At 69.2% G+C, this 20,987-nt stretch carries 25 protein-coding genes; 14 read left to right on the top strand and 11 right to left on the bottom strand.

Annotated features, from left to right (window positions below; genetic code table 11):
* The first annotated feature begins 42 nt into the window (after window positions 1-42).
* The gene (locus AU195_RS07590; RefSeq protein ID WP_059158459.1) at window positions 43-1,593 is read left to right on the top strand and encodes an MBL fold metallo-hydrolase; all 1,551 of its coding nucleotides are present in this window, start codon (window positions 43-45) and stop codon (window positions 1,591-1,593) included.
* Window positions 1,590-1,925 (top strand): hypothetical protein, encoded by a 336-nt coding sequence (locus AU195_RS07585; RefSeq protein WP_059158458.1) that lies wholly within the window; start codon window positions 1,590-1,592, stop codon window positions 1,923-1,925. The genes AU195_RS07590 and AU195_RS07585 overlap by 4 nt, the downstream gene beginning before the upstream one ends.
* On the opposite strand, the gene AU195_RS07580 is transcribed toward AU195_RS07585, so the two are convergent.
* Genes AU195_RS07580 through serS form a run of 4 tightly spaced genes read right to left on the bottom strand, consistent with a single transcriptional unit; the run spans window position 1,922 to window position 5,747 of the window.
* Entirely contained in the window at window positions 1,922-2,488 is a 567-nt protein-coding gene (locus AU195_RS07580) for a hypothetical protein (protein WP_059158457.1), read from the bottom strand. The two genes, AU195_RS07585 and AU195_RS07580, sit on opposite strands and share 4 nt — an antisense overlap.
* An 8-nt stretch (window positions 2,489-2,496) precedes the next feature.
* Window positions 2,497-3,645: a zinc-dependent alcohol dehydrogenase gene (locus tag AU195_RS07575; protein ID WP_059158764.1), complete on the bottom strand. Its 1,149-nt coding sequence runs from the start codon at window positions 3,643-3,645 to the stop codon at window positions 2,497-2,499.
* Between the two features lie 45 nt (window positions 3,646-3,690).
* On the bottom strand, window positions 3,691-4,494 hold the full coding sequence (locus tag AU195_RS07570; RefSeq protein WP_059158763.1) for a DUF5718 family protein: 804 nt from the start codon (window positions 4,492-4,494) through the stop codon (window positions 3,691-3,693).
* On the bottom strand, window positions 4,494-5,747 hold the full coding sequence (serS, locus tag AU195_RS07565) for a serine--tRNA ligase (protein WP_059158456.1): 1,254 nt from the start codon (window positions 5,745-5,747) through the stop codon (window positions 4,494-4,496). Before serS ends, AU195_RS07570 begins: the two co-directional genes overlap by 1 nt.
* 253 nt (window positions 5,748-6,000) lie before the next feature.
* Here serS and AU195_RS07560 point away from each other — a divergent pair, with 253 nt between their 5' ends.
* From AU195_RS07560 to AU195_RS07550, 3 genes are read left to right on the top strand one after another with little or no spacing between them, the layout of a single operon-like run.
* Window positions 6,001-7,236: a septum formation family protein gene (locus tag AU195_RS07560; RefSeq protein ID WP_082702989.1), complete on the top strand. Its 1,236-nt coding sequence runs from the start codon at window positions 6,001-6,003 to the stop codon at window positions 7,234-7,236.
* Window positions 7,237-7,240: 4 nt separating this feature from the next.
* Window positions 7,241-7,591 (top strand): metallopeptidase family protein, encoded by a 351-nt coding sequence (locus AU195_RS07555; RefSeq protein WP_059158455.1) that lies wholly within the window; start codon window positions 7,241-7,243, stop codon window positions 7,589-7,591.
* A 46-nt stretch (window positions 7,592-7,637) separates the two neighbouring features.
* Window positions 7,638-7,832: a hypothetical protein gene (locus AU195_RS07550; RefSeq protein WP_157531060.1), complete on the top strand. Its 195-nt coding sequence runs from the start codon at window positions 7,638-7,640 to the stop codon at window positions 7,830-7,832.
* A gap of 8 nt (window positions 7,833-7,840) precedes the next feature.
* On the opposite strand, the gene AU195_RS07545 is transcribed toward AU195_RS07550, so the two are convergent.
* Both AU195_RS07545 and pheA read right to left on the bottom strand, forming a co-directional pair.
* Complete coding sequence (locus tag AU195_RS07545) at window positions 7,841-8,527, bottom strand: histidine phosphatase family protein (RefSeq protein ID WP_059158453.1); 687 nt, start codon at window positions 8,525-8,527, stop codon at window positions 7,841-7,843.
* Entirely contained in the window at window positions 8,524-9,459 is a 936-nt protein-coding gene (pheA, locus tag AU195_RS07540) for a prephenate dehydratase (protein ID WP_059158452.1), read from the bottom strand. The genes AU195_RS07545 and pheA overlap by 4 nt, the downstream gene beginning before the upstream one ends.
* Before the next feature lie 104 nt (window positions 9,460-9,563).
* Here pheA and AU195_RS07535 point away from each other — a divergent pair, with 104 nt between their 5' ends.
* From AU195_RS07535 to AU195_RS07520, 4 genes are all read left to right on the top strand, one after another.
* Window positions 9,564-10,385 (top strand): DUF2470 domain-containing protein, encoded by an 822-nt coding sequence (locus AU195_RS07535; RefSeq protein ID WP_059158451.1) that lies wholly within the window; start codon window positions 9,564-9,566, stop codon window positions 10,383-10,385.
* A 10-nt stretch (window positions 10,386-10,395) separates the two neighbouring features.
* Window positions 10,396-11,172 (top strand): CPBP family intramembrane glutamic endopeptidase, encoded by a 777-nt coding sequence (locus tag AU195_RS07530; protein WP_059158450.1) that lies wholly within the window; start codon window positions 10,396-10,398, stop codon window positions 11,170-11,172.
* Window positions 11,173-11,358: 186 nt separating this feature from the next.
* On the top strand, window positions 11,359-12,276 hold the full coding sequence (locus AU195_RS07525) for an LCP family protein (protein WP_502687320.1): 918 nt from the start codon (window positions 11,359-11,361) through the stop codon (window positions 12,274-12,276).
* Window positions 12,277-12,413: 137 nt separating this feature from the next.
* Entirely contained in the window at window positions 12,414-12,959 is a 546-nt protein-coding gene (locus AU195_RS07520) for a ferritin (RefSeq protein ID WP_059158448.1), read from the top strand.
* On the opposite strand, the gene AU195_RS07515 is transcribed toward AU195_RS07520, so the two are convergent.
* The 3 genes from AU195_RS07515 to AU195_RS07505 are packed head-to-tail and all read right to left on the bottom strand — an operon-like array spanning window position 12,956 to window position 15,190.
* Complete coding sequence (locus tag AU195_RS07515; RefSeq protein ID WP_059158447.1) at window positions 12,956-13,786, bottom strand: glycerophosphodiester phosphodiesterase; 831 nt, start codon at window positions 13,784-13,786, stop codon at window positions 12,956-12,958. The genes AU195_RS07520 and AU195_RS07515 overlap by 4 nt on opposite strands.
* Before the next feature lie 5 nt (window positions 13,787-13,791).
* Window positions 13,792-14,817: a DUF4328 domain-containing protein gene (locus AU195_RS07510; RefSeq protein WP_059158446.1), complete on the bottom strand. Its 1,026-nt coding sequence runs from the start codon at window positions 14,815-14,817 to the stop codon at window positions 13,792-13,794.
* Window positions 14,818-14,839: 22 nt separating this feature from the next.
* Window positions 14,840-15,190: a rhodanese-like domain-containing protein gene (locus AU195_RS07505; RefSeq protein ID WP_059158445.1), complete on the bottom strand. Its 351-nt coding sequence runs from the start codon at window positions 15,188-15,190 to the stop codon at window positions 14,840-14,842.
* Between the two features lie 560 nt (window positions 15,191-15,750).
* Between AU195_RS07505 and AU195_RS25915 the strand changes: the two genes are divergently transcribed.
* The 5 genes from AU195_RS25915 (at window position 15,751) to AU195_RS07485 (ending at window position 19,152) form a co-directional block, all read left to right on the top strand.
* Window positions 15,751-15,909, top strand: coding sequence for a hypothetical protein (locus tag AU195_RS25915; protein WP_172800499.1), 159 nt, complete (start codon window positions 15,751-15,753; stop codon window positions 15,907-15,909).
* A gap of 126 nt (window positions 15,910-16,035) precedes the next feature.
* Window positions 16,036-16,659, top strand: a complete 624-nt coding sequence (locus AU195_RS07500) for a superoxide dismutase (protein WP_059158444.1) — start codon at window positions 16,036-16,038, stop codon at window positions 16,657-16,659.
* A 190-nt stretch (window positions 16,660-16,849) separates the two neighbouring features.
* Window positions 16,850-17,383 (top strand): hypothetical protein, encoded by a 534-nt coding sequence (locus tag AU195_RS07495; protein ID WP_059096355.1) that lies wholly within the window; start codon window positions 16,850-16,852, stop codon window positions 17,381-17,383.
* Between the two features lie 255 nt (window positions 17,384-17,638).
* Window positions 17,639-18,346, top strand: coding sequence for a TMEM165/GDT1 family protein (locus AU195_RS07490; protein ID WP_059158443.1), 708 nt, complete (start codon window positions 17,639-17,641; stop codon window positions 18,344-18,346).
* 407 nt (window positions 18,347-18,753) lie between these two features.
* Window positions 18,754-19,152, top strand: a complete 399-nt coding sequence (locus AU195_RS07485; protein WP_059158762.1) for a secretion protein EspR — start codon at window positions 18,754-18,756, stop codon at window positions 19,150-19,152.
* Between the two features lie 42 nt (window positions 19,153-19,194).
* On the opposite strand, the gene AU195_RS07480 is transcribed toward AU195_RS07485, so the two are convergent.
* Window positions 19,195-20,331, bottom strand: coding sequence for a hypothetical protein (locus AU195_RS07480; RefSeq protein WP_059158442.1), 1,137 nt, complete (start codon window positions 20,329-20,331; stop codon window positions 19,195-19,197).
* Window positions 20,328-20,819, bottom strand: a complete 492-nt coding sequence (locus AU195_RS07475; RefSeq protein ID WP_059158441.1) for an ImmA/IrrE family metallo-endopeptidase — start codon at window positions 20,817-20,819, stop codon at window positions 20,328-20,330. Before AU195_RS07475 ends, AU195_RS07480 begins: the two co-directional genes overlap by 4 nt.
* Between the last annotated feature and the right edge of the window lie 168 nt (window positions 20,820-20,987).

Raw genomic sequence — 20,987 nt, 5'->3', positions numbered from 1 at the left:
CGACGACGTCATGCGCGCGGCACCGGGCGCAGGAAGGAAGATGTGCAGGTCACCAGCGTCGGACACGCCGGCTTCCGGATCGACACCACAGCGGGGAGCATCCTGTGCGACCCGTGGGTCAACCCGGCCTACTTCGCCTCGTGGTTCCCCTTCCCGGACAACACCCGACTCGACTGGGACGCCCTCGGCGACGTCGACTACCTCTACGTCTCCCACCTGCACAAGGACCACTTCGATCCGAAGAACCTGCGCGAGCACGTCAACAAGGACGCCGTCGTGCTGCTGCCCGACTATCCGGTGCCGGACCTGCGGCGTGAGCTGGAGAAACTGGGTTTCCACCGGTTCTTCGAGACCACCGACTCGGTCAAGCACCGCGTCAGCGGCCCCAAGGGCGACCTCGATGTGATGATCATCGCGCTGCGGGCGCCGGCCGACGGCCCGATCGGGGACTCCGGGCTGGTGGTCGACGACGGTGACACCGTCGCCTTCAACATGAACGACGCGCGGCCGGTCGATCTCGATGTGCTGGCCGCCGACTTCGGCCACGTCGACGTCCACATGCTGCAGTACTCGGGCGCGATCTGGTACCCGATGGTCTACGACATGCCCGCCCGCGCCAAGGAGGCGTTCGGCACACAGAAGCGCCAACGCCAAATGGACCGGTGCCGCCAGTACATCGCGCAGGTGGGAGCCACCTGGGTGATCCCGTCGGCGGGCCCGCCGTGCTTCCTCGACCCCGAACTGCGGGACCTCAACGACGACCACGGCGACCCGGCGAACATCTTCCCCGACCAGATGGTGTTCCTCGACCAGATGCGCAGGCACGGCCACGACGGCGGCCTGCTGATGATCCCGGGGTCGACCGCCGACTTCACCGGCTCTCAACTGCATTCGCTGACCCACCCGTTGCCCGACGACGAGGTCGAGGCGATCTTCACCACCGGCAAGGCGGACTACATCGAGGCGTTCGCGCAGCGGATGGCGCCGGTCCTGGCCGCGGAGAAGGCGACATGGGCGCCCGCGCACGGTGAATCGCTGCTCGAACCGCTGCGCGAGAAGTTCGAGCCGATCATGGTGCAGAGCGACCAGATCTGCGACGGCATCGGCTATCCGGTCGAGTTGCGCATCGGCGCCGAGACGGTCGTCGTCGACTTCCCGAAGCGCGTTGTACGCGAACCGATTCCGGACGAGAAGTTCCGTTACGGTTTCGAGATCGCCCCCGAACTGGTGCGCACCGTGCTGCGCGACGGGGAACCGGACTGGGTGAACACCATCTTCCTGTCCACCCGCTTCCGCGCCTGGCGGGTCGGCGGTTACAACGAGTACCTGTACACGTTCTTCAAATGTCTCACCGACGAACGTGTGGCCTACGCCGACGGGTGGTTCGCCGAGGCGCACGACGATTCGGCGTCGATCACGATGGGCGGGTACGAGTTCCAGCGGCGCTGCCCGCATCTCAAGGCCGACCTGTCGAAGTTCGGCGTGGTGGAGGGCAACACCCTGACCTGCAATCTGCACGGCTGGCAATGGAATCTGGAGAACGGACGATGCCTGACGACCAAGGGTCACGAACTGCGGACCGGACCGCTGTGACAGCACCGCGGCAGTACTACGACGACGGTCAGATCCAGCTCGACAAGCACGCGATCACGTTGCGGCGCTACCACTTCCCGTCGGGCACCTCGAAGGTGATCCCGCTGCAGCAGGTCCGCGGTTACCGCGCCGAACCGCTCGGGTCGTTCGTGCACCGCTTCCGCATGTGGGGCAGTTCGGATCTGCGGCGGTGGCTGCCGCTGGACATGCGCCGGCCGTTCAAATCGACGCTGGTCACACTCGACGTGGCCGGCAACCGGTGGCGTCCGGCGTTCACCCCGGCCGACCCCGAGCGGTTCACTGCGATGCTCGACGAGCTGCTCGACCGCTAGCGGCGCACCCGGCGGGCGACCTTCCCCACTGCCCGCGCCCCGAGCAGCGCCGACACCACCCACGGGCCGGCGACGATGATCGGGTCCAGCCACATGTGGTTGCGGTCAACGCGTTTGGTGCTGGTGCGGGCCGCCAGGCCGTTGTGGGTGAACTCGGCCTTCACCCCGCTCTCGGTGATCGGGTTGTCCGGGCGCAGGCTCGCGAACGACTGCAGGTGGTGCTCCACGGCGTCGACCCGATCGGCGAGGATCAGCAGCAGCCAGTGCGCGGCCTTCCCCTCGCTGTGTTCGGCGTAGGCGTACTTGCGGATCGCCCCCGACAGGCCGCGCGGCGGGGCGGAGGTGCCGAAGACGGGGGTGAGGAACTCGTGCTCGATCGAGCGTTCCCGCGGCCACGTCTCGGGTTGCCGCTCCGGGAAATCCCAATGCGCCCCGGTCGGCTCGGACCGCAGCTTGGGCACCGACGGCCGATCGGCGGGGTCGAGGTCGGCTCCCCAGCCGGGGATGCGGGCGCGCAGTTCCTCGGACGACGGGACGGGCGGATGGTCTGCGGTGTAGGTCATAGGAGTCCTCACGCTGCGCTGGGAACGATGATCGGCTTGATGCAGTTGTCGAGCTTGGCGGAGAAGATGTGGTACCCCTCGGAGATGTGCTCGAGCGGAATCCGGTGTGTGACAATCTCACTCGGTTTGAGATAACCGTTCTCGATGTGCGAGAACAACCGCGGCCACTGCCGTTTGGCCGGGCACTGGTTCATCCGCAGGGTCAGCCCCTTGTTCATCGCGTCGCCGAACTTGACCGCGCTGAAGATCGGTCCGTAGGCACCCATCACCGAAACGGTCCCACCCTTGCGCACCGAGTCGATCGCCCAGTTCAGCGCGACCGGTGAACCGCCCTGCATCTTGAATTTCGCGGCCGCCACGTGCTGCAGGAAGTTGCCGTCGGCCTCGGCCCCCACCGCGTCGATGACGACGTCGGCGCCGAGATGACCGGTGGCCTTCTTCATCTCGACGACGATGTCGTCGTACTCGGCGAAGTTGCGGGTCTCGGCGTGGGCCATGGTGCGCGCCTTCTCCAGCCGGTACTCGAGGTGGTCGATGACGATCACCCGGCCCGCTCCCATCAGCCACGCCGACTGGGCGGCGAACAGCCCGACCGGCCCGGCGCCGAACACGGCCACCACGTCGCCCTCGACGATGTCGCCGAGCTGCGCGCCGAAGTACCCGGTGGCCAGCGCGTCGGTGCACATCAACGCGTCCTCGTCGGAGATGGTGTCCGGAATCAGCGAGGGCCCCACATCGGCGAACGGCACGCGGACGAACTCGGCCTGACCGCCGTCGTATCCGCCGCAGGTGTGCGAGTAGCCGTAGATGCCGCCGACGGCCGTCGCGTTGGGATTCACGTTGTGGCAGTTCGAATACAGGCCGCGGGCGCAGAAGTAACACGAACCGCAGTAGATGTTGAACGGCACCATCACCCGGTCGCCGGGTTTGAGGTTCTGCACCGACGGCCCGACTTCGTGGACCACACCGATGAACTCGTGCCCGAACGTCATCCCGACCCGGGTGTCGGGCATCATCCCGTGGTACAGGTGCAGATCGGACCCGCAGATCGCGGCCAACTCGACCCGCACGATGGCATCGTTGGGATGCTCGATTCGCGGGATGTCCTTCTCTTCGACCCGGATCTTGTAGGGACCGCGGTAGACCATGGCACGCATGACCCTGCCCATACCCGGCCGGGATGCGGTGAAACGGCCGCGCGGCTACCGCGTGACGACGGTCTGCCGCAGTTCCGACGTCTCGCCGGATTCGGTGTCGTAGACCCGGACGACGGCCTCGTCGCCGGGTTGCAGGAACGTCGACTCCCCCAGTTCGGTGTAGCGGGTCGCGCCGATCCCGATCAGCACGTGCTCGGGGTGGCCCGCCGCAGCCATCAGTGCCCCCACGTCCTCCAACGGGGTGTCGGCAGAACCCTTCTGGTTCGCCAGCCGTTCCACCACCCAGTCCAGCAGGACCTCGCCGTAGTAGGAGTAGCCCAGCAGCGGGCTGTCGACGCCGTAGGCGTGTTCGTGGCCGTCGCGGTCCCGCAGGTAAGACTCCAGCCGCAGCGTGGCGGTGGGCCCGTCCGGGGTGAGGTCGCCGATGTCGAAGAACTGCGGGGCCACCCCCTTCGACGACGCCCCCCAGTTCTTCTTGTCGCTGATCTTGGCGGCGCCGGGTCTGCGGATCGAGCAGTCGTTGAACGCGCCGAGGGCGAACGGGTCGAGCCGGGCGACGGTGTCGCCCTGCCACACCACCCGGCATGCCAACCCGACCTCGGGTTCGATCTGCAGGTTCAGCGGCTCGTCACTGTCGGGCAGCACGATGCGGTCGTGGGAGAGCGGGAACTGACCGAGGAACCCGTCGAGGCCGGGGCCGTACCACGGGAAGATGCCCTTGGGAGCCTGCCCCTCGGAGGTGACGTTGACGAAATCGGCTGACTCACCGGCCTGTTCGAGGTGCCCGGCGAAATTGCCCGCCACCCCGAATCCGAACCACGAGCGCAGATCGTCGAGTCGTAGATCGATCACGGTTCGAGCACCTCCGTTCCGACGAACGGCACCAGGGCCGCGGGCACCCGGACGCTGCCGTCGGGCTGTTGATGGTTCTCCAGGATCGCGACGAGCCAGCGGGTGGTGGCCAGCGTGCCGTTGAGGGTGGCGGCGATCTGCGGTTTGCCGTTCTCGTCGCGGTAGCGGGTGGACAGCCGCCTGGCCTGGAAGGTCGTGCAGTTCGACGTCGAGGTCAGCTCGCGGTAGGTCTGCTGGGTGGGCACCCATGCCTCGCAGTCGTACTTGCGTGCGGCCGACGATCCGAGATCGCCTGCGGCGACGTCGATCACGCGGTACGGCACCTCGATGTGGGCCAGCATCTCGCGTTGCCAGCCGAGCAGGCGCCGGTGTTCTTCCTCGGCGTCCTCGGGCCGGCAGTAGACGAAGCCCTCGACCTTGTCGAACTGGTGCACCCGGATGATGCCCCTGGTGTCCTTGCCGTAGCTGCCGGCCTCCCTGCGGAAGCACGACGACCATCCGGCGTAGCGGCGCGGGCCCGCGGACAGGTCGATGATCTCGTCGGCGTGGTAACCCGCGAGGGGCACCTCCGAGGTCCCCACGAGGTACATGTCGTCGGACTCGAGGTGGTACACCTCGTCGGCGTGGGCGCCGAGGAAACCGGTGCCCGCCATCACCTCGGGCCGCACCAGCACCGGCGGGATGACGAGGGTGAACCCGTTGTCGGTGGCCAACCGCACCGCCAGCTGCATGAGCCCCAGTTGCAGCAGGGCGCCGCGGCCGGTGAGGAAGTAGAACCGCGATCCGGCCACCTTGGCGCCGCGTTCCATGTCGATCAGACCGAGCGCCTCGCCGAGTTCGAGGTGGTCCTTCGGATCGTCGATCGCCGACGGTTCCCCGACGACGTCGAGCACCGTGAAGCAGTCCTCACCGCCGGCGGGGACCCCGTCGACGACGACGTTCGAGATCGCCATGTGCGCGGCGGTGAAGGTGCGGTCGGCGTCGGCCTGTGTGGCCTCGGCGGCCTTGACCTGCTCGGCGAGTTCCTTGGCGTGCGCCAGCAGCGCGGGCCGCTCGTCCGGGGAGGCCTTGCCGACCCGCTTGCTGGCCGCCTTCTGGTCGGCGCGCAGGTTGTCGGCGGCCGACACCGCGGCGCGGCGGGCCGCGTCGGCGTCGAGCAGGGCGTCGACGAGCGCGGGATCCTCACCTCGTGCCCGTTGGGAGGCGCGCACGGCATCGGGGTTCTCGCGCAGGAACTTGAGGTCGATCACGGCCGCAACCCTACTTTTGCCGGGCCGCTCCAAACATCTCGAGGTATCCGGTCCGGCCGGAGACCCGGGCGGCCTCGACGGCGTTCGGCGTGCCCGCCGCGGATCGGCCCCCGCGTCGAGCAGTGCGCGCACCACGTCGCCTCGGCCTTGAAGACCGCACCGGCCCGAATCTACGCGCCGCGGGGTCCGGCCGGCACAACCACATAACGTTACAACCGCATCACTTGTCACAGCACCTGACACGCCTGTCACAATGGAGCGGATGTTGGAGGCACCAGAACGCGACCGCCCCGAGGGCGACGCACGCGACAAGGCGCCGTGGTGGCACAGCCTGCAGGCCACGTCGACCCGGCGCGCGCTGCTGTTGACCGCGCTCGGCGGGTTGCTCATCGCAGGATTCGTCACCGCCCTGCCGCGCAACGAGGGCACGAACGGCCCCGGTCTGAGCGCCAGCGCCATCACGCTGGGCCCGCGCGGCAACGACACGTTCAACCACGCCAAGAGCGGGGACTGCCTGAACTGGCCCGAACGCAATCCCGACGGGGCGCAGATCGTCGACTGCAAGGACGAGCACCGCTTCGAGGTCGCCGAATCGGTCGACATGCGGACCTTCCCGGGCAGTGAGTACGGCCCGGACGCCGAACCGCCGTCGCCGGCCCGCATCCAGCAGATCAGCCAGGAGCAGTGCCAGGCCGCGGTGCGCCGTTACCTCGGCCCGCGCTTCGACCCGAACAGCCGCTTCACCATCAGCATGATGTGGTCCGGCGACAAGGCGTGGCGCCAGGCCGGCGAGCGCCGCATGCTGTGCGGTCTGCAGTTGCCGGGCCCGAACAACCAGCAGCTGGCGTTCACCGGCAAGGTCGCCGAGGTGGACCAGTCGAAGGTCTGGCCCGCCGGCACCTGCCTGGGCATCGACCCGGCCACCAATCAGCCCACCGACATCCCGGTCGACTGCGCGGCCCCGCACGCCATGGAGGTCACGGGAGCGGTCAACCTCAAGGAGAAGTTCCCCGGCGGCCTGCCGCCGGAACCCGAGCAGGACACGTTCATCAAGGATGCGTGCACCCGGATGACCGATGCCTACCTGGCGCCGATCGAACTCCGCAACACCACGCTGACCCTGATCTACAGCACGATCTCGCTGCCGAGCTGGACCGCGGGCAGCCACCGGGTGTCGTGCAGCATCGGCGCGACGCTCGGCAACGGCGGGTGGTCGACGCTGCTCAACAGCGCCAAGGGTCCGCTGCAGATCAACGGCCAGCCTCCGGTGCCGCCGCCGGACATCCCCGAGGAACGGTTGAACCTGCCGCCGATCCCCGACGCCGTCGACACGCCGTCGCAGCAGAGCGAGCCGGACTACAGCCAGTCCGAGCAGACCGAGACCGAGAGCACCCAGACGCAGCACGGCCCGCAGCAGACGTCGGCGCCGGCCAGCGAGGCGCCGCCTGCTCCCGAGGCGGTTCCGCCGCCCCCGCCGCCGGGACCGTAACCGCGTGGCCGTACGGATGAGCGCGCAGCGGTTCGACGAACTGGTCTCCGATGCGCTCGACCTCATCCCGCCCGGGCTGGCCGCCGCAATCGACAACGTCGTGGTGCTCGTCGAGGACCGCCACCCCGACGAACCCGAACTGCTCGGGCTCTACGAGGGCATCGCGCTCACCGAACGCGACACCACCTACGCCGGCGCGCTGCCCGACGCCATCACGATCTACCGCGACGCGCTGCTCGACATCTGCGACACCGACGAGGACGTGGTCGAGGAGGTGGCGATCACCGTGATCCACGAGATCGCGCACCATTTCGGCATCGACGACGACCGGTTGCACGAACTGGGCTGGGCGTGAGCGCGGCACTCCCCATCTGTCCGCGGGCAGTGCTATGAACGAGTCCATGAGCATCCAGTGCCGGGAGTGTCGGGCCGGGCTCGAACACTGCCACGGCACTGTCATCCACCACGCCCGCTACCGCATCGAATGCACCGAGGACGGCTGCACCACCCCGGAGGTCGTGCACACGTTCAGCATCGACTGCGAGGCGGTGGGTTGCCACTGCGGCGAATCGGCGACCGCGCGTGCCGTGATCTGACCGGGCACTCAGCCCATCGGATCGCTCGACTCCAGCGCATCGCGCACCGGGTCGGCGTCGGGTTCGGGGTAGAACGGCGGTGTCCGGGTGCCCCACTGCACGCAACTCCAGCGCCCGTCGGTGACGGGTGTGAGCACCACCGACTCGGTGTTGGCGAGGTGGTGGTCGAGGGCGAAGGTGCCGTCGACGCCAGCCAGGACCGCCGACACCAGCCGGATCGCGGCACCGTGGCTGACCACCACGATGTCGTCGTGCCAGGCGTCGTCGTCGAGGTAACGCATGCGCAGCTGCGTCAGCACCGGCACGTAGCGGTCGAGCACCTCGTCGGCGGTCTCGCCGCCGGGCATCGGCACGTGCAGGTGCCCCCGCTGCCAGCGTTCGTAGATGGACTCGAACTCGGTGATGGCCTCGTCGTCGGAGCGGTTCTCGAGCTCACCGACCTGCACCTCGTGCAAACCGTCGAACTCGAGCGGGTCGACTGTCGCGGCGGCGGCGATCTCGGCGGCGGTCTCGGCCGCGCGGCGCGCGAGTGAGTGCGCGAGCAGACCCGGCGGCCGCACCAGCCCGCCCGCGAAGGTGCGGGCCTGTTCGCGGCCGAGGTCGGTCAGCGACTCACCGGGCGGGCGGGTGTCGAGCCGCCGTTCGACGTTGGCGTGCGACTGTCCGTGCCGGACCAGTACCAGCCTGCCGCTCACCGGCCGTCCTCCGGCGGTGTCGGCAGCCCTTCGCGCAGTCGTGTCAGCCAGCGTGTCGCCTCGTCGCTGTCCGGCGGTGGTGCGCCGGCGGCCGTTCCGGTCGGCCAGGAACCCAGGTATCTCACATCTGCACAACGACGGTGGAGCGCTTTGAGTGCCTCGGCGACCGCATCGTCTTCGAGGTGGCCGACCCAGTCGAGGAAGAACACGTAGGTGCCGAGTTCGGTACGGGTGGGCCGCGACTCGATGCGGGTCAGGTCGATGTCGCGGATCGACAGTTCGGTCATCGCCGCGACCAGCGCACCGGGGGTGTTCGGCAGGCGCAGCGCGACCGAGGTGCGGTCGGCGCCGGTGCGGGCGGGCGGCGGCGCGGGCCGTCCCACGAGGACGAAGCGGGTGCGGGCGTTCGGTTCGTCGACGACACCCGAGGCGAGGCTGCGCAGGCCGTAGCGGTCGGCCGCCAGTGCCGTGCTGACCCCGGCGTCGGCGCGTCCGCCGGCCACGTCGGCGGCCGCGGCGGCGTTGGAGTGGGTGGGGACCAGTCGCGCGGACGGCAGGTGCTCGGACAGCCAGCGCCGCACCTGTGCGGCGGCCACCGGGAAGGCGGCGACGGTCGCGACGTCGCCGTCGTGATCGGGGCGCACCACGATGCTGAACGACACGGCGAGGGTGAGTTCGGCGAAGATCTGCAACGGCGCGCCCACCGTGAGGCTGTCGAGCGTCGGTAGCACCGAGCCCTCGATGGAGTTCTCGATCGGGACGCACGCGTAGTCGGCATCGCCGGACCGCACGGCCGCGAGTCCGGCGGGCGTGCTGTCGGTCGGCACGGGCGTGACCGGACCGTCGCCGGGCACCATCGCGCCGGAGGTCATCTGCAACAACGCCGACTCGGTGAACGTCCCCTCGGGGCCGAGATAGGCGATGCGCGGCACGCCCCAACACTATCCGCTGTCGGGGATTCCCCCGGGCAAAGCCTTGCGCGTCCCGGGGCTCCGTAGTTAAGTAAGGCTTACCTCACCAACCGGAAGGCAGCGCGATGGCGAAGACCCCACCGACGACCGCATCGACGGCGGCACCGGCCCAACCGTCCACGGCCGAGCGAATCCGCAGCGCATGCGCCCGCGGCGGCGGTGCCATGCTCGCGGTGGAAGGCGTCGACCCGGTCAGCACACCGGTGCACCACCTCCTCGACGACGGATCCTTCGCGATCACGGTCCCCGTCGAGGTTCCACTCTCGGCGATGGTGGAGTCGGCCGGCGCCGCGGGCGTGCAGGCGGTGCTCGAGATGACCGACTACGCGCCGCTGCCGCTGCGCGAACCGGTGCGATCACTGGTCTGGATCCGCGGACGGGTGCACGCCGTGCCGAGCGGCGACGTGGCCGCCCTGCTCGACCTGGTTGCCAGTGCCGACCCCAATCCCGCTCTGCTGCAGGTTAATTCGGGTGACCACTCGCGCTACGCGTTGATGCGGCTGGAGATCGAGTCGGTGGTGGTCGCCGACGCGACCGGCGCGGAATCCGTCGGCCTCGGCGCGCTGCTGTCTGCCCGCCCGGACCCCTTCTGCGCGATGGAGTCCTGCTGGCTGCAGCACATGGAGTCGGCGCACCAGGACGTCGTCGACCGCCTGGCCAGCCGGCTGCCCGCCGCGATGCGACGCGGCCGGGTGCGCCCGCTCGGCCTGGACCGCTACGGCGTCCAGCTGCGGGTGGAGGACTCCGCCGGCGACCACGACGTGCGCCTGCCGTTCGCCAAACCCGTCGACGACGTGACCGGTCTGAGCCAGGCCATCCGGGTGCTCATGGGCTGCCCGTTCCTCAACGGACTGCAGGCCCGACGCCTCGAGCGCCCCGGCGGCTAGCGTATGGGCGGTGAGCCGGCCGTCCGAGTTGCCCGACCCGCTGGACCACGGACAACGCCGTGCGCTCCGCATCGAGATCGTCATCGTCCTCGCCGTCACATTCGGCCTCAGCGCGTACACCGCGCTGCTGCGCCTGCTCGAGGCGGTCCTGCTGGGACTGTCCGGTCAGGTGGTGGCGCTCAACCCACGCCGGTCCACCTACGACTTCATCGACCTCGGACTGAACCTGGCCGGCGTCTTCCAGCTCCTGGCCTGGGGCGCGCTCGGGGTATACCTGTTGTGGCGCAGCGGATTCGGGCTCGCCGACATCGGCCTCGCCCGCCCGCAGGCGCGCCCGGATCTGCTCGGCGGGCTCGGGCTGGCCGCGCTGATCGGGCTACCCGGGCTGGCGCTGTACCAGCTCGCCCGCGTCCTGGGGATCAACGTCTCGGTCGAACCCGCCGAGCTCTACGACACCTGGTGGCGCATCCCGGTGCTGCTGGCGATGGCGTTCGCCAACGGTTGGGCCGAGGAGATCATCGTCGTCGCGTTCCTGCTGACCCGGTTGCGGCAGCTGCGGGTCAACCCGATGGTCGCGATCGTCGCGGCCGGCCTGTTGCGCGGCGCGTATCACCTGTACCAGGGCTTCGGCGCCGGCCTGGGCAACATCGCCATGGGGCTGGTGTTCGGATACCTCTGGTACCGCACCGGACGGCTGTGGCCGCTGATCATCGCGCACGCCCTGATCGACGCGGTGGCGTTCGTCGGATACTCGCTGCTGGCCGGTCAGCTCGGCTGGCTGCAGTGATCCGGCGGGATGTGCACGTACATTTCTCGCTGTGAACCCCAATCGGCCGGAGCGCGGCGGGCGTGACCCGCGCGGCGCTGCGCGGGGGCCGAACGCCCCCCGGGAGCCGTCGCAGGTGATCCGCCGCGCCCCCGGCCACGCCGGAAACGGCACTGGGGCCGGATCGTCCTGACGGTCCTGCTCGTCATGGTGGTGTCGCTGGTCGGCCTGACCGTCTGGGTCGACAGGTCACTGCAGCGCATTCCCGCGCTGGCCGCCTACCCGGACCGGCCCGCCGCCGGCCGAGGCACCACCTGGCTGCTCGTCGGGTCCGACAGCCGCGCCGGCCTCGACGCCGAACAGCAGGCGCAGCTGGCCACCGGCGGTGACGTCGGCAACGGCCGCACCGACACGATCATGCTGGTCCATCTGCCGGGCCTGACCTCGAGCGCCCCTGCGACCATGGTGTCGATACCGCGGGACTCCTACGTGCCGATCCCGGGCCACGGCGAGGACAAGATCAACGCCGCGTTCGCGCTGGGCGGGGCGCCGCTGCTCGCCCAGACCGTCGAACAGGCCACCGGCCTGCGGCTCGACCACTACGCCGAGGTCGGGTTCGACGGGTTCGCCTCACTCGTCGATGCCGTCGGCGGGGTGACCATGTGCCCGGCCGAGCCGATCAGCGATCCGCTGGCCGGCATCGACCTGCCCGCCGGATGCCAGGAACTCGACGGGCGCAATGCGCTCGGTTTCGTACGCACCCGCGCCACCCCGCGCGCCGATCTCGACCGCATGACCCACCAGCGGGAGTTCATGTCCGCGCTGCTGCACCGCACGGCCAGCCCGGCGGTGCTGCTCAACCCGCTGCGCTGGTACCCGATGGCACATGCGGCCGGCGGCGCGCTGACCGTCGACACCGGTGCGCACGTGTGGGACCTCGCCCGTCTCGGCTGGGCGATGCGCGGCGACCTGACCACCACGACCGTGCCCATCGGCGAGTTCACCGACGGTGGCTCCGGCGCCGTCGTGGTGTGGGACAGCGATGCCGCCGGACGCCTCTTCGACGCGTTGGCCACCGACACGCCGATCCCCGCCGACGTGCTCGACACCACACCGGCCGGCTGAGGCGCTTCCCACCTCAGCAAACTCGGTCTGATCTGTTGTCACCGTCACAGAATCGGCGCCCGACGTTAGGGAACCCTCCCCTCAGTAAGGTCCACCTTCGCTGACAATGCGGTCTGACCTGCTATATCGTGGCGGCCATGACGACCTTCGGCGCCCTCGACACCAAGTTCCACGGACTTCTCCACGAGCAGATCCGCAGCGAGTTCACCGCCGCTCAGCAATACATCGCGATCGCGGTGTACTTCGACGGCGCCGATCTGCCTCAGCTCGCCAAGCACTTCTACGGCCAGTCCGTCGAAGAGCGCAATCACGCCATGATGCTGGTGCAGTATCTGCTCGACCGTGACGTCGAGATCGAGATCCCCGGCGTCGACGAGGTGTGCAATCGCTTCGAGTCCCCGCGTGACGCGCTCGCGCTGGCCCTGGACCTCGAGCGCGCGGTCACCGAGCAGATCACCCGGCTGGCCAGTGTGGCCCGCGAGGAGGGCGACTACCTCGGTGAGCAGTTCATGCAGTGGTTCCTCAAGGAGCAGGTCGAGGAGGTCGCGCAGATGACGACGCTGGTCCGCATCGCCGAGCGCGCGGGCGCCAACCTGTTCCATCTCGAGGACTTCGTGGCCCGCGATCTGCCCGGTGCGGGTGCCGATTCGGCGGCGCCGCGGGCGGCGGGCGGCGCGCTCTAACGATCGGTGCCCGCCGCGCCGGTCAACCCGTTCTGCAGCCAGTCCTTGGTGCGGCCGGGGTGGTTGGTCGCCACCCAGGCCACGCCGAGGTCGTGGCAGTAGCGCACGTCCTCGTAGTGGTCGACGGTCCAGCAGTACAGCGCCCTGCCCTGCGCTGCCGCCCGGTCGACGAGTTCGGGGTAGTCGCGCAGCGTCATGATCGACGGCCCCACCGCCGTCGCACCCACGGTCGTCGCGGCACTGCCCCCGAGATAGCGCGACGTCTCACCGAGCAGCACGGTCGGGAGCATCGGCGCGGCGCGCCGGATCCGCCACACCGCCGCCGCGGAGAACGACATCACGACCGCCCGCGAGAGGTCGGCCGAGGGCGGTGTCGCGATGCCGAACCGGTGCAGCAGCGCGAGCACTTTGCTCTCCACCAGGGCGCCGTAGCGGACCGGGTGTTTGGTCTCGATGAACAACTTCACCGGCCGGTGCCAGTCCAGCACCAGTTCGACCAGCCGCTCGAGAGTCAGGACATCCGTCGTGTCGGGGCCCGCGCCCGGTCGTGAACTGGCGTGCCAGGACCCGAAGTCCAACTCCCGCAACTCGGCCAGCGTCATCTCGCTGACCACACCGGTGCCCGAGGACGTCCGGTCCACCCGACGGTCGTGCACACAGACCAGATGGCCGTCGCGGGTCAGCCGGACATCGCATTCGACCCCGTCCGCACCCTCCTTGAGGGCCAGTTCGTAGGCCGCCAGGGTGTGTTCGGGCCGATCGGCCGACGCTCCACGGTGCGCGACGACGAACGGATGACCGCCGAGCGCGCCGTCATCCGGGTTCATGAGCCCTATGCTGCCGGGTTCTGACCGCTGGACTCAACCGGACGGGCCGATTGGTCGTCGTGCCGTGTGTCGGGTGAGTCGTCGGGCACCATCACCCAGCGATGGACGGGCCGGGACACCGGTGCCTGTTCGAATCCCGACACCACCCGGTGGGCGAGCAGCAGGGTCGCCAACGCCATCAGGTAGGCGATCGTGGTGATCATGGTGTTGTCGGCGATGCCCTGCGGGTCCGTGGTGAAGCTGGTGGCGACCGAGAACACCGAGACGACGGTGCTGAACACCCACAGGATCCACCACACGATGATCGGCTTGCGCAGCGTCGACGTCCGGTTCTCCACCCCGGCCAGTTCGAGGACGAACACCGGTGCGAAGAACAGGTTCACGAACGGCACCAGGCAACCCAGCCGCAGCCGCAGTGCGTCCCGCGGATCGGGCTGTCCGCGGTACCCGTAGGCCGCGCCGCGGCGCGCGATCAGCCAGTTGGTCAACAGCACGATGCTGCCGACCACCAGGAACGCCGCCACGACGCTCAACGCGACGCCCAGCCAGGTCGCCGCGCCGGCCAGGATCGGGTTGAGCAGCACGGTGCGGTTGATCAGCAGCAGCAGATAGCGCAGCCCGTGCACGGCGGCCGCGGCCGCGAGCACGCCGATGGTGATGAGCAGCGTGGTCCGCACCGCGGAGCCCGACGGGCCGGTCCGGGAGTCCGTCGCGGTCGGGTCGACGGCGTCGAAGTGCTCGACGAGGCCCCACCGCGGGATCGTCGGATAGCGCGGCGTCGGGCCGAGCGGCCGGCGGCGGGCGCGGGGCGGCGGCGGCGCACCAGGGCGTACGGCGATCCAGCGATATCCGGCGGGCAGGCGCGGCGCGGCACCGGCGCCACCGGGGCGGGCCTGCCGCGCGCTCCATTCGGCGCCCGGGGTGGGTGGCGCGGCCGGCGCCATCAACGAACCCTGACACCGGGGACACACCTGCCGCTCACGGTCGCGCACGTTCCACCGCGTTCCGCAGCGGGAACACACCTGGATCATCCGACCAGCCTAGCGGCGCTGGTCACGCGTTCCGGGTGCCGCCACCGTCGGCGATGATCGGGCGGCCGGCGGCGTGCCAGGCCAGGATGCCGCCGCTGACGTTGACGGCCCGGTACCCGTTGCGGACCAGGTACTGCGCCACCCGCTGGGAGCGGCCGCCGGCGTGGCACATCACGTAGACGGTGGCGTCCTGATCCACCTCGTCGAGGCGGGCCGGCACCTCCCCCATCGGGATGTGCAATGCGCCGGCGGCGTGTCCCTGCTGCCATTCGTCGTCTTCGCGCACGTCGAGCAGCAACGTTGTTCCGTCGAACGCGGTGGGGAGTTCGGCCACGTCGGCCTGTGTCACCTCGACGTCGTCCATGCGTCCCATGCTGTCACGCCGCCGTCCACACGGCGTACCCCTCGGCAGACAGCAATCGCGGATCTATCCACAGTTTCCACAGGTTCATCCACAGGCCGCATCCGCAGCCCAACGGATAAGCGCTCGTCGCGCTGGGCGCTTGCTGAATGAAACTGTGGATAAACCGGGAGTACGCGCAAAGGTCACGGGCGGGTAACGGAACCGCCGAGCGAAATGCTTAGCGCCACTAATCCAGACCGCCGGCGGGCACAGCGAGCGACGGGAGGCCGAGTGTGTCACCGCCTCGCGAGAGCCCACGCGCGACACGCCCAAGCGATTCGCGGCGATCGTGGCGAGGCCGCACGATCGGGTCCGGCGGAGGGGTTTCGCCGCACCGCGATCCGAACCGGGAAGCGCGAGGCCGCCACCGGCGCGATGACCGGCCTGACGTCGGCGAACGCCCGGCACCGCTCCGGCCGCCGACCCGATTTCCCCCGTGGTGGCGAACCGGCTATGATCGGCGTCACACGCACGGCGTGTGATTGATCTCACTGGGGGTATATGTTGTTCGTGCAGGTCAGGAGCCACTGATGGCGTCTCATCCGATGGGAGGCGGCTCGGCGATGCCGCCGTCGGAGTGGCACACGTCGGCCAGCGTCTACACCCGCAGCCAATTGATCGCATGTCTGCGCGCCGGTGTCATCGCCCTGGTCCTGCTCGCGATCCTCGCCCTGATCGTTCTGTTCTGAACGCCTCGTAGTCGGGTATTGGTGTTGGTGCACGCGCGTCCTTGCGGTGCGCGCTGCTATGGAGCAAGGTTGACATCGATGTCGAGGATGTCGAGCTCCATCAATCACTGCTGAGGAAGGAACCTTGTGGCTGAATACACCTTGCCCGATCTTGATTACGATTACGGCGCCCTCGAACCGCACATCTCGGGGCAGATCAACGAGCTTCACCACAGCAAACACCACGCGACGTATGTGAAGGGCGCCAACGACGCCCTGTCGAAACTGGCCGAGGCGCGGGAGTCCGGAGACCACTCCGCGATCTTCCTCAACGAGAAGAACCTGGCGTTCCATCTCGGTGGCCACGTGAACCACACGATCTGGTGGAAGAACCTCTCCCCGAACGGTGGCGACAAGCCGACCGGTGAACTGGCCGCCGCGCTCGACGACGCGTTCGGCTCGTTCGACAACTTCCGTGCGCAGTTCACCGCCGCGGCCAACGGCCTGCAGGGCTCCGGGTGGGCGGTCCTCGGATACGACACGCTGGGCCAGCGCCTGCTGACCTTCCAGCTGTTCGACCAGCAGGCCAACGTGCCGCTGGGCATCATCCCGTTGCTGCAGGTCGACATGTGGGAACACGCCTACTACCTGCAGTACAAGAACGTGAAGGCCGACTACGTCAAGGCGTTCTGGAACGTCGTCAACTGGGAGGACGTGCAGAACCGGTTCGCCAGGGCGACCAGTTCGGCCAGCGGCATCATCGTCGGCTGACACCGCTCCCGCCAGACTCGACAGAAGGGGCGCCGCGCGATCGTCGCGCGGCGCCCCTGCTGTGTTCGCGGGGGCGTCGCCGCGCGTTAGCACTCGTGTCATCTTGCGTGCCAGCGCATCACTACAGCATCCTGTTTCACACGACCCACAGGCGTGTCGGTCCACGAACACCGATGTCTCGGAGGGCGATATGGAGACAGGGTCCGGTCGGGCGATCGAGATCGCCCCCTTCCATTCCGGCGGTTCACTCAAGGGCTTCGTCGTATCAGGGCGCTGGCCGGCCTCCACCAAGGAGTGGGCGCAGCTGCTGACGGTCACCGTCCGTGTCGCGTCGCTGCCCGGATTGCTCTCCACGACAACGATTTTCGGGGTCCGCGAGGAGCTGCCCGACGAACCCGAGCCGGGCACCGTCGGGCTCGTGCTCGCCGAGGGCACCGTCGTCGGGGACGCCGCCGTGCCGCCCGGCTACTTCGCCGAGCGTCAACCGCCCGCCCTGCTGATGCTGCACCCGCCGTCGGAGACCACCCCGTCGCTGCCGGAATGCAGCGGGGCCGCATCGGGTTGCGTGCTGCTGCCCGGACTGCCTCATCTCGGGCTCGAGCACCGGGCGGCCTGGGTGGAGGCCGAGTCCGACGGCACCGTCACGTCGATGGTCAGCCGCGTCGGCGTCGACCCCATCAGCCATCCCGACACCGCGGTGCTGGCCATGCTGCTCGCCGCATGACGGGTCACGGAAGCCGGCGAACACCGCTTTCCGAACCGGAGAATACGGCTGTCCGAAATCGGCTGCGGCGCTGGCGCACCGGAGAACCCGCCGCTATGGTCAAAGCGTCAGCGAAGGGGAGTAGCCCCGAATCGTCGTGTCGACATACTGGCCTGCGGGCCCGGCCGGCGAACCGCACCCTCGGTGGGCGAGACCTTCGACTCAGACGCCGCACGTCCCCGCGGACGCCCGGCGACGTGTCGGAAGGTATGCCTGATGCTCGGTGCGGTCCTGGTCAGCCTCGCAGTGGTCTTCGTGGCCGAACTCGGCGACAAATCGCAGATCATCACGATGACCTACGCGCTGCGGCACCGCTGGTGGGTGGTGCTGTCCGGTGTCGGTATCGCCGCGGTGCTGGTACACGGGCTGTCGGTGGCGATCGGACACTTCCTCGGAGTGACGCTGCCCGAGAAGCCCATCGCGTTCGCCGCGGCCATCGCCTTCCTGTTGTTCGCGGCCTGGACCTGGCGCGAGGGCCGCAACGCCGCCGACGACGACGAGGTGCGGGTGGCCGAACCGCGATTCGTCGTCCCCGCGATCGTCTCGTCGTTCGTCCTCGCCGAACTCGGTGACAAGACCATGCTGGCGACGGTGGCGCTGGCCAGCGACCGCGACGCCATCGGTGTCTGGATCGGCGCGACCATCGGCATGGTGCTCGCCGACGGCGTTGCCATCGTCGTCGGGGCAATGCTGCACAAGCGGCTGCCCGAGGGCTTCCTGCACGCGATGGCGAGCGTGCTCTTCCTTCTGTTCGGCCTCTGGATGCTGTTCGACGCCGCGCTCGGCTGGCGGGGTGTGGCGCTGGCCGCGACCGGTGGGGTGGCGGCGGTCGCCGTGCTGGTCGCCGTTGTGCGGACCGTGCGGGCCAGGAGGGTCCGCGCCGCCTCGCCGGCACCGCGCGAATCGTCCTCTGAGCCCGTCTGAGCTGCGACTGGCTATGTCCGGCCGGCAGCGGGTCACCGCTCGCCCGCCGGTTCGACGCGCTCGCGCCTGCCCCCGGGCCGGCCGGGCGCGACGCCGGCAAACCCGTGAAATCGTCACGCCCGGGCGACGATGCGTGCGCCGATGGGCACAACGATTGCTGGGAGCCACCTGAGGGGGTGTCTAGCACAGGGTATGCTACGGAACCGTTATTATTTGCTTCCGGCCATGGTTCAACCAGGGCGACAATTAAAGAATCTGCTGTTCCAGGCGGTTTCAACGACCAGGTGGGCGAGCCGACACCAACATTTGGGCGGTTTGCACTTTGATGTGGGCATAACTCTCGCTACGATGGTCAGCAAAGACGCCGCCCTTTTAGCCCGCTCGTCACGCATGTGGAGGTCAATCCGATGAGCAAGACGTTCGCCGCACGGCTGAACCGACTATTCGACACGGTTTATCCGCCAGGCCGGGGACCGCACACGTCCGCCGAGGTCATCGGCGCGCTCAAGTCCGAGGGCATCACGATGTCAGCGCCCTACCTCTCGCAGTTGCGTTCGGGCAACCGCACCAACCCCTCGCAGGCCACCATGGCCGCTCTCGCCAACTTCTTCCGGATCAAGCCGGCCTACTTCACCGACGACGAGTACTACGAGAAGCTCGACAAGGAACTCACGTGGCTGGCAAACATGCGTGACGAAGGCGTCCGCCGGATCGCCGCGCGGACGGTCGGGTTGTCGCCCGAGGCGCAGCAGGACCTCGCCGCCAAGGTCGACGAACTGCGACGCAAGGAACATCTCGACGACTGAGCTCCCGCGGCGGCGCGGGCGGCGAAGCGGACGGTGTTTGCCTCAGGCTTCCGAACCGGCCGCTGCGCGCTCCAGTGCCCGGTATTGCCGGGCGATGGCAAGTATCCACTCCCGGTCGGAATACGACTCCGGCTGACGCAGCCACTCCACTCCGGGGAACCGGCGGTGGGCGTCCCCCGAGGCCTCACGGCCCGCGAAGATCCACGCGGCGATGGCCGTGGCCTGTTCGTCGGGCGTCACGGCGGGCGCCAGCCCGTCGCCAACCCCGTCCTGATCGGCGGCATCGGCGGCGGCGCGCCTGGCATCCACCGGCCGGCGTTCGCTCGTCGCCTCCAGGAACAGCGCATCGGAGATCAACGACATCCGTTCGGCGACGCGGAAGACCAGCGGTCCATGCGGCCGTACGCCGATGCCCACGTCGGGTTGGCGGCGGCCCAGTTCGGTGAGCAGCGGGTCGATGAGCCGCAACTCGCGGCGCGCACCGAACCAGTCCTCGATGCCGGGCAGCAGCGCGCCGACGGCCACCGTGACCATGGCGCAGCCGATCAGGGTGGCCCCGGTGCCCACACCGATCGAGTCGACGAGGCCGAACGTGCGGAGCAGGAACAGCCCGGCCACCACCAGGATCAGCGCGATGCCCAGGGTGAACACGAACAGGGCCCGGCCCCGGCGGCTGCGGCTCGAATGGCGCAGGCCCGACCACATCACCAGCGACATCGCCAGCAGCACGTAGATCAGCGGCAGCAGCCAGGTGGTGCCGTCCGCGCCGAGGTTGCGGCGAAGGTACTCCTCGGGTGACATCTCCGGCTGCTGGCCGCCGGCCAGGAACACCGCCACGCTGAGCACCGCGACGACCGCCGCGAGGACGTACTGCGCCACCGCGATGCTGCGCGTCGCCGACGGGGTGCGCGCCGAGGCGACGGTCGTGATCATCACGCAACTGCCCGCCGCGCACATGATCAGCGCCACCTGGCTCAGGGCCATCGCGACGTTCGGCCACTTCAACGACGTGTCGACGAGCAGGGTCAGCGGCTGCCAGTTCAGCGCCGCCACCGCCGCCAGGTTGCCGAGTGCCAGGATCATCGCGGTGCTCACCAGCGACTGCTTGTTGACCAGGGCCCACCCGATCCGCAATCCGGTCGCCAAGCCGAGCAGTCCGGCGATGCCCCAGACGATCAACCAAACGCCTCTCCGAGACGGATCTGCACGATCGAGGAGCGGTCGCAGGGCAACCGGCCGAGGCGGTAGATCAGCAGCGCCGCGAAGTCCTCCGCCTCCTGTTCGGCGTCCTCCCCGCTGGGCCCCATACAGCCGGTGCGCTGGTTGAGCATGTAGCCGATCAGCTCGGAGCTGGCGACCTCGGTGTTCTGCCGGGCCGCCTGCACCACCGGGATGCCCTCGTGTCCGAGCACCAGGTGTCCGAGCTCGTGGGCCAGGGTGCGGTCCCATGCGGGCAGCCCCTGCTGGATCAGGAACTCGTCGTGGTCCGCGTACTGGCGCCACTGTCCGCACACCCCGGGCGGCAGATCGGCGGTCTTGATGTCGATCGGGCGTCCGCGTTCGGCGCTGACCGCCTGCACCAGGCGGAACAGCGAGACCTCACCGCGCCGCGGCGCCAGATCGAGCACCGCGCTGACAGCGCGCGTGACGGCGCGACTCGTTGGCATGTCTCCCCCTCTCCGGCTTCTCGATGGGCCGATGGCTAGTTCATGAACCGCGCGATGCTCTCGGTGCGGAGCGCCCGCCCGGCCCTGGCCTGCCGGTATCCCACGAGTCCGCCGAGCCCGGTGAGCATGAGGATGCCCGCGGTGCCCGGTACGGCCACCGCCGCGATC

The organism is Mycobacterium sp. IS-1496, from assembly GCF_001499995.1.
Lineage (GTDB): Bacteria > Actinomycetota > Actinomycetes > Mycobacteriales > Mycobacteriaceae > Mycobacterium.
This window is presented reverse-complemented; position numbering and strand designations above follow the sequence as displayed.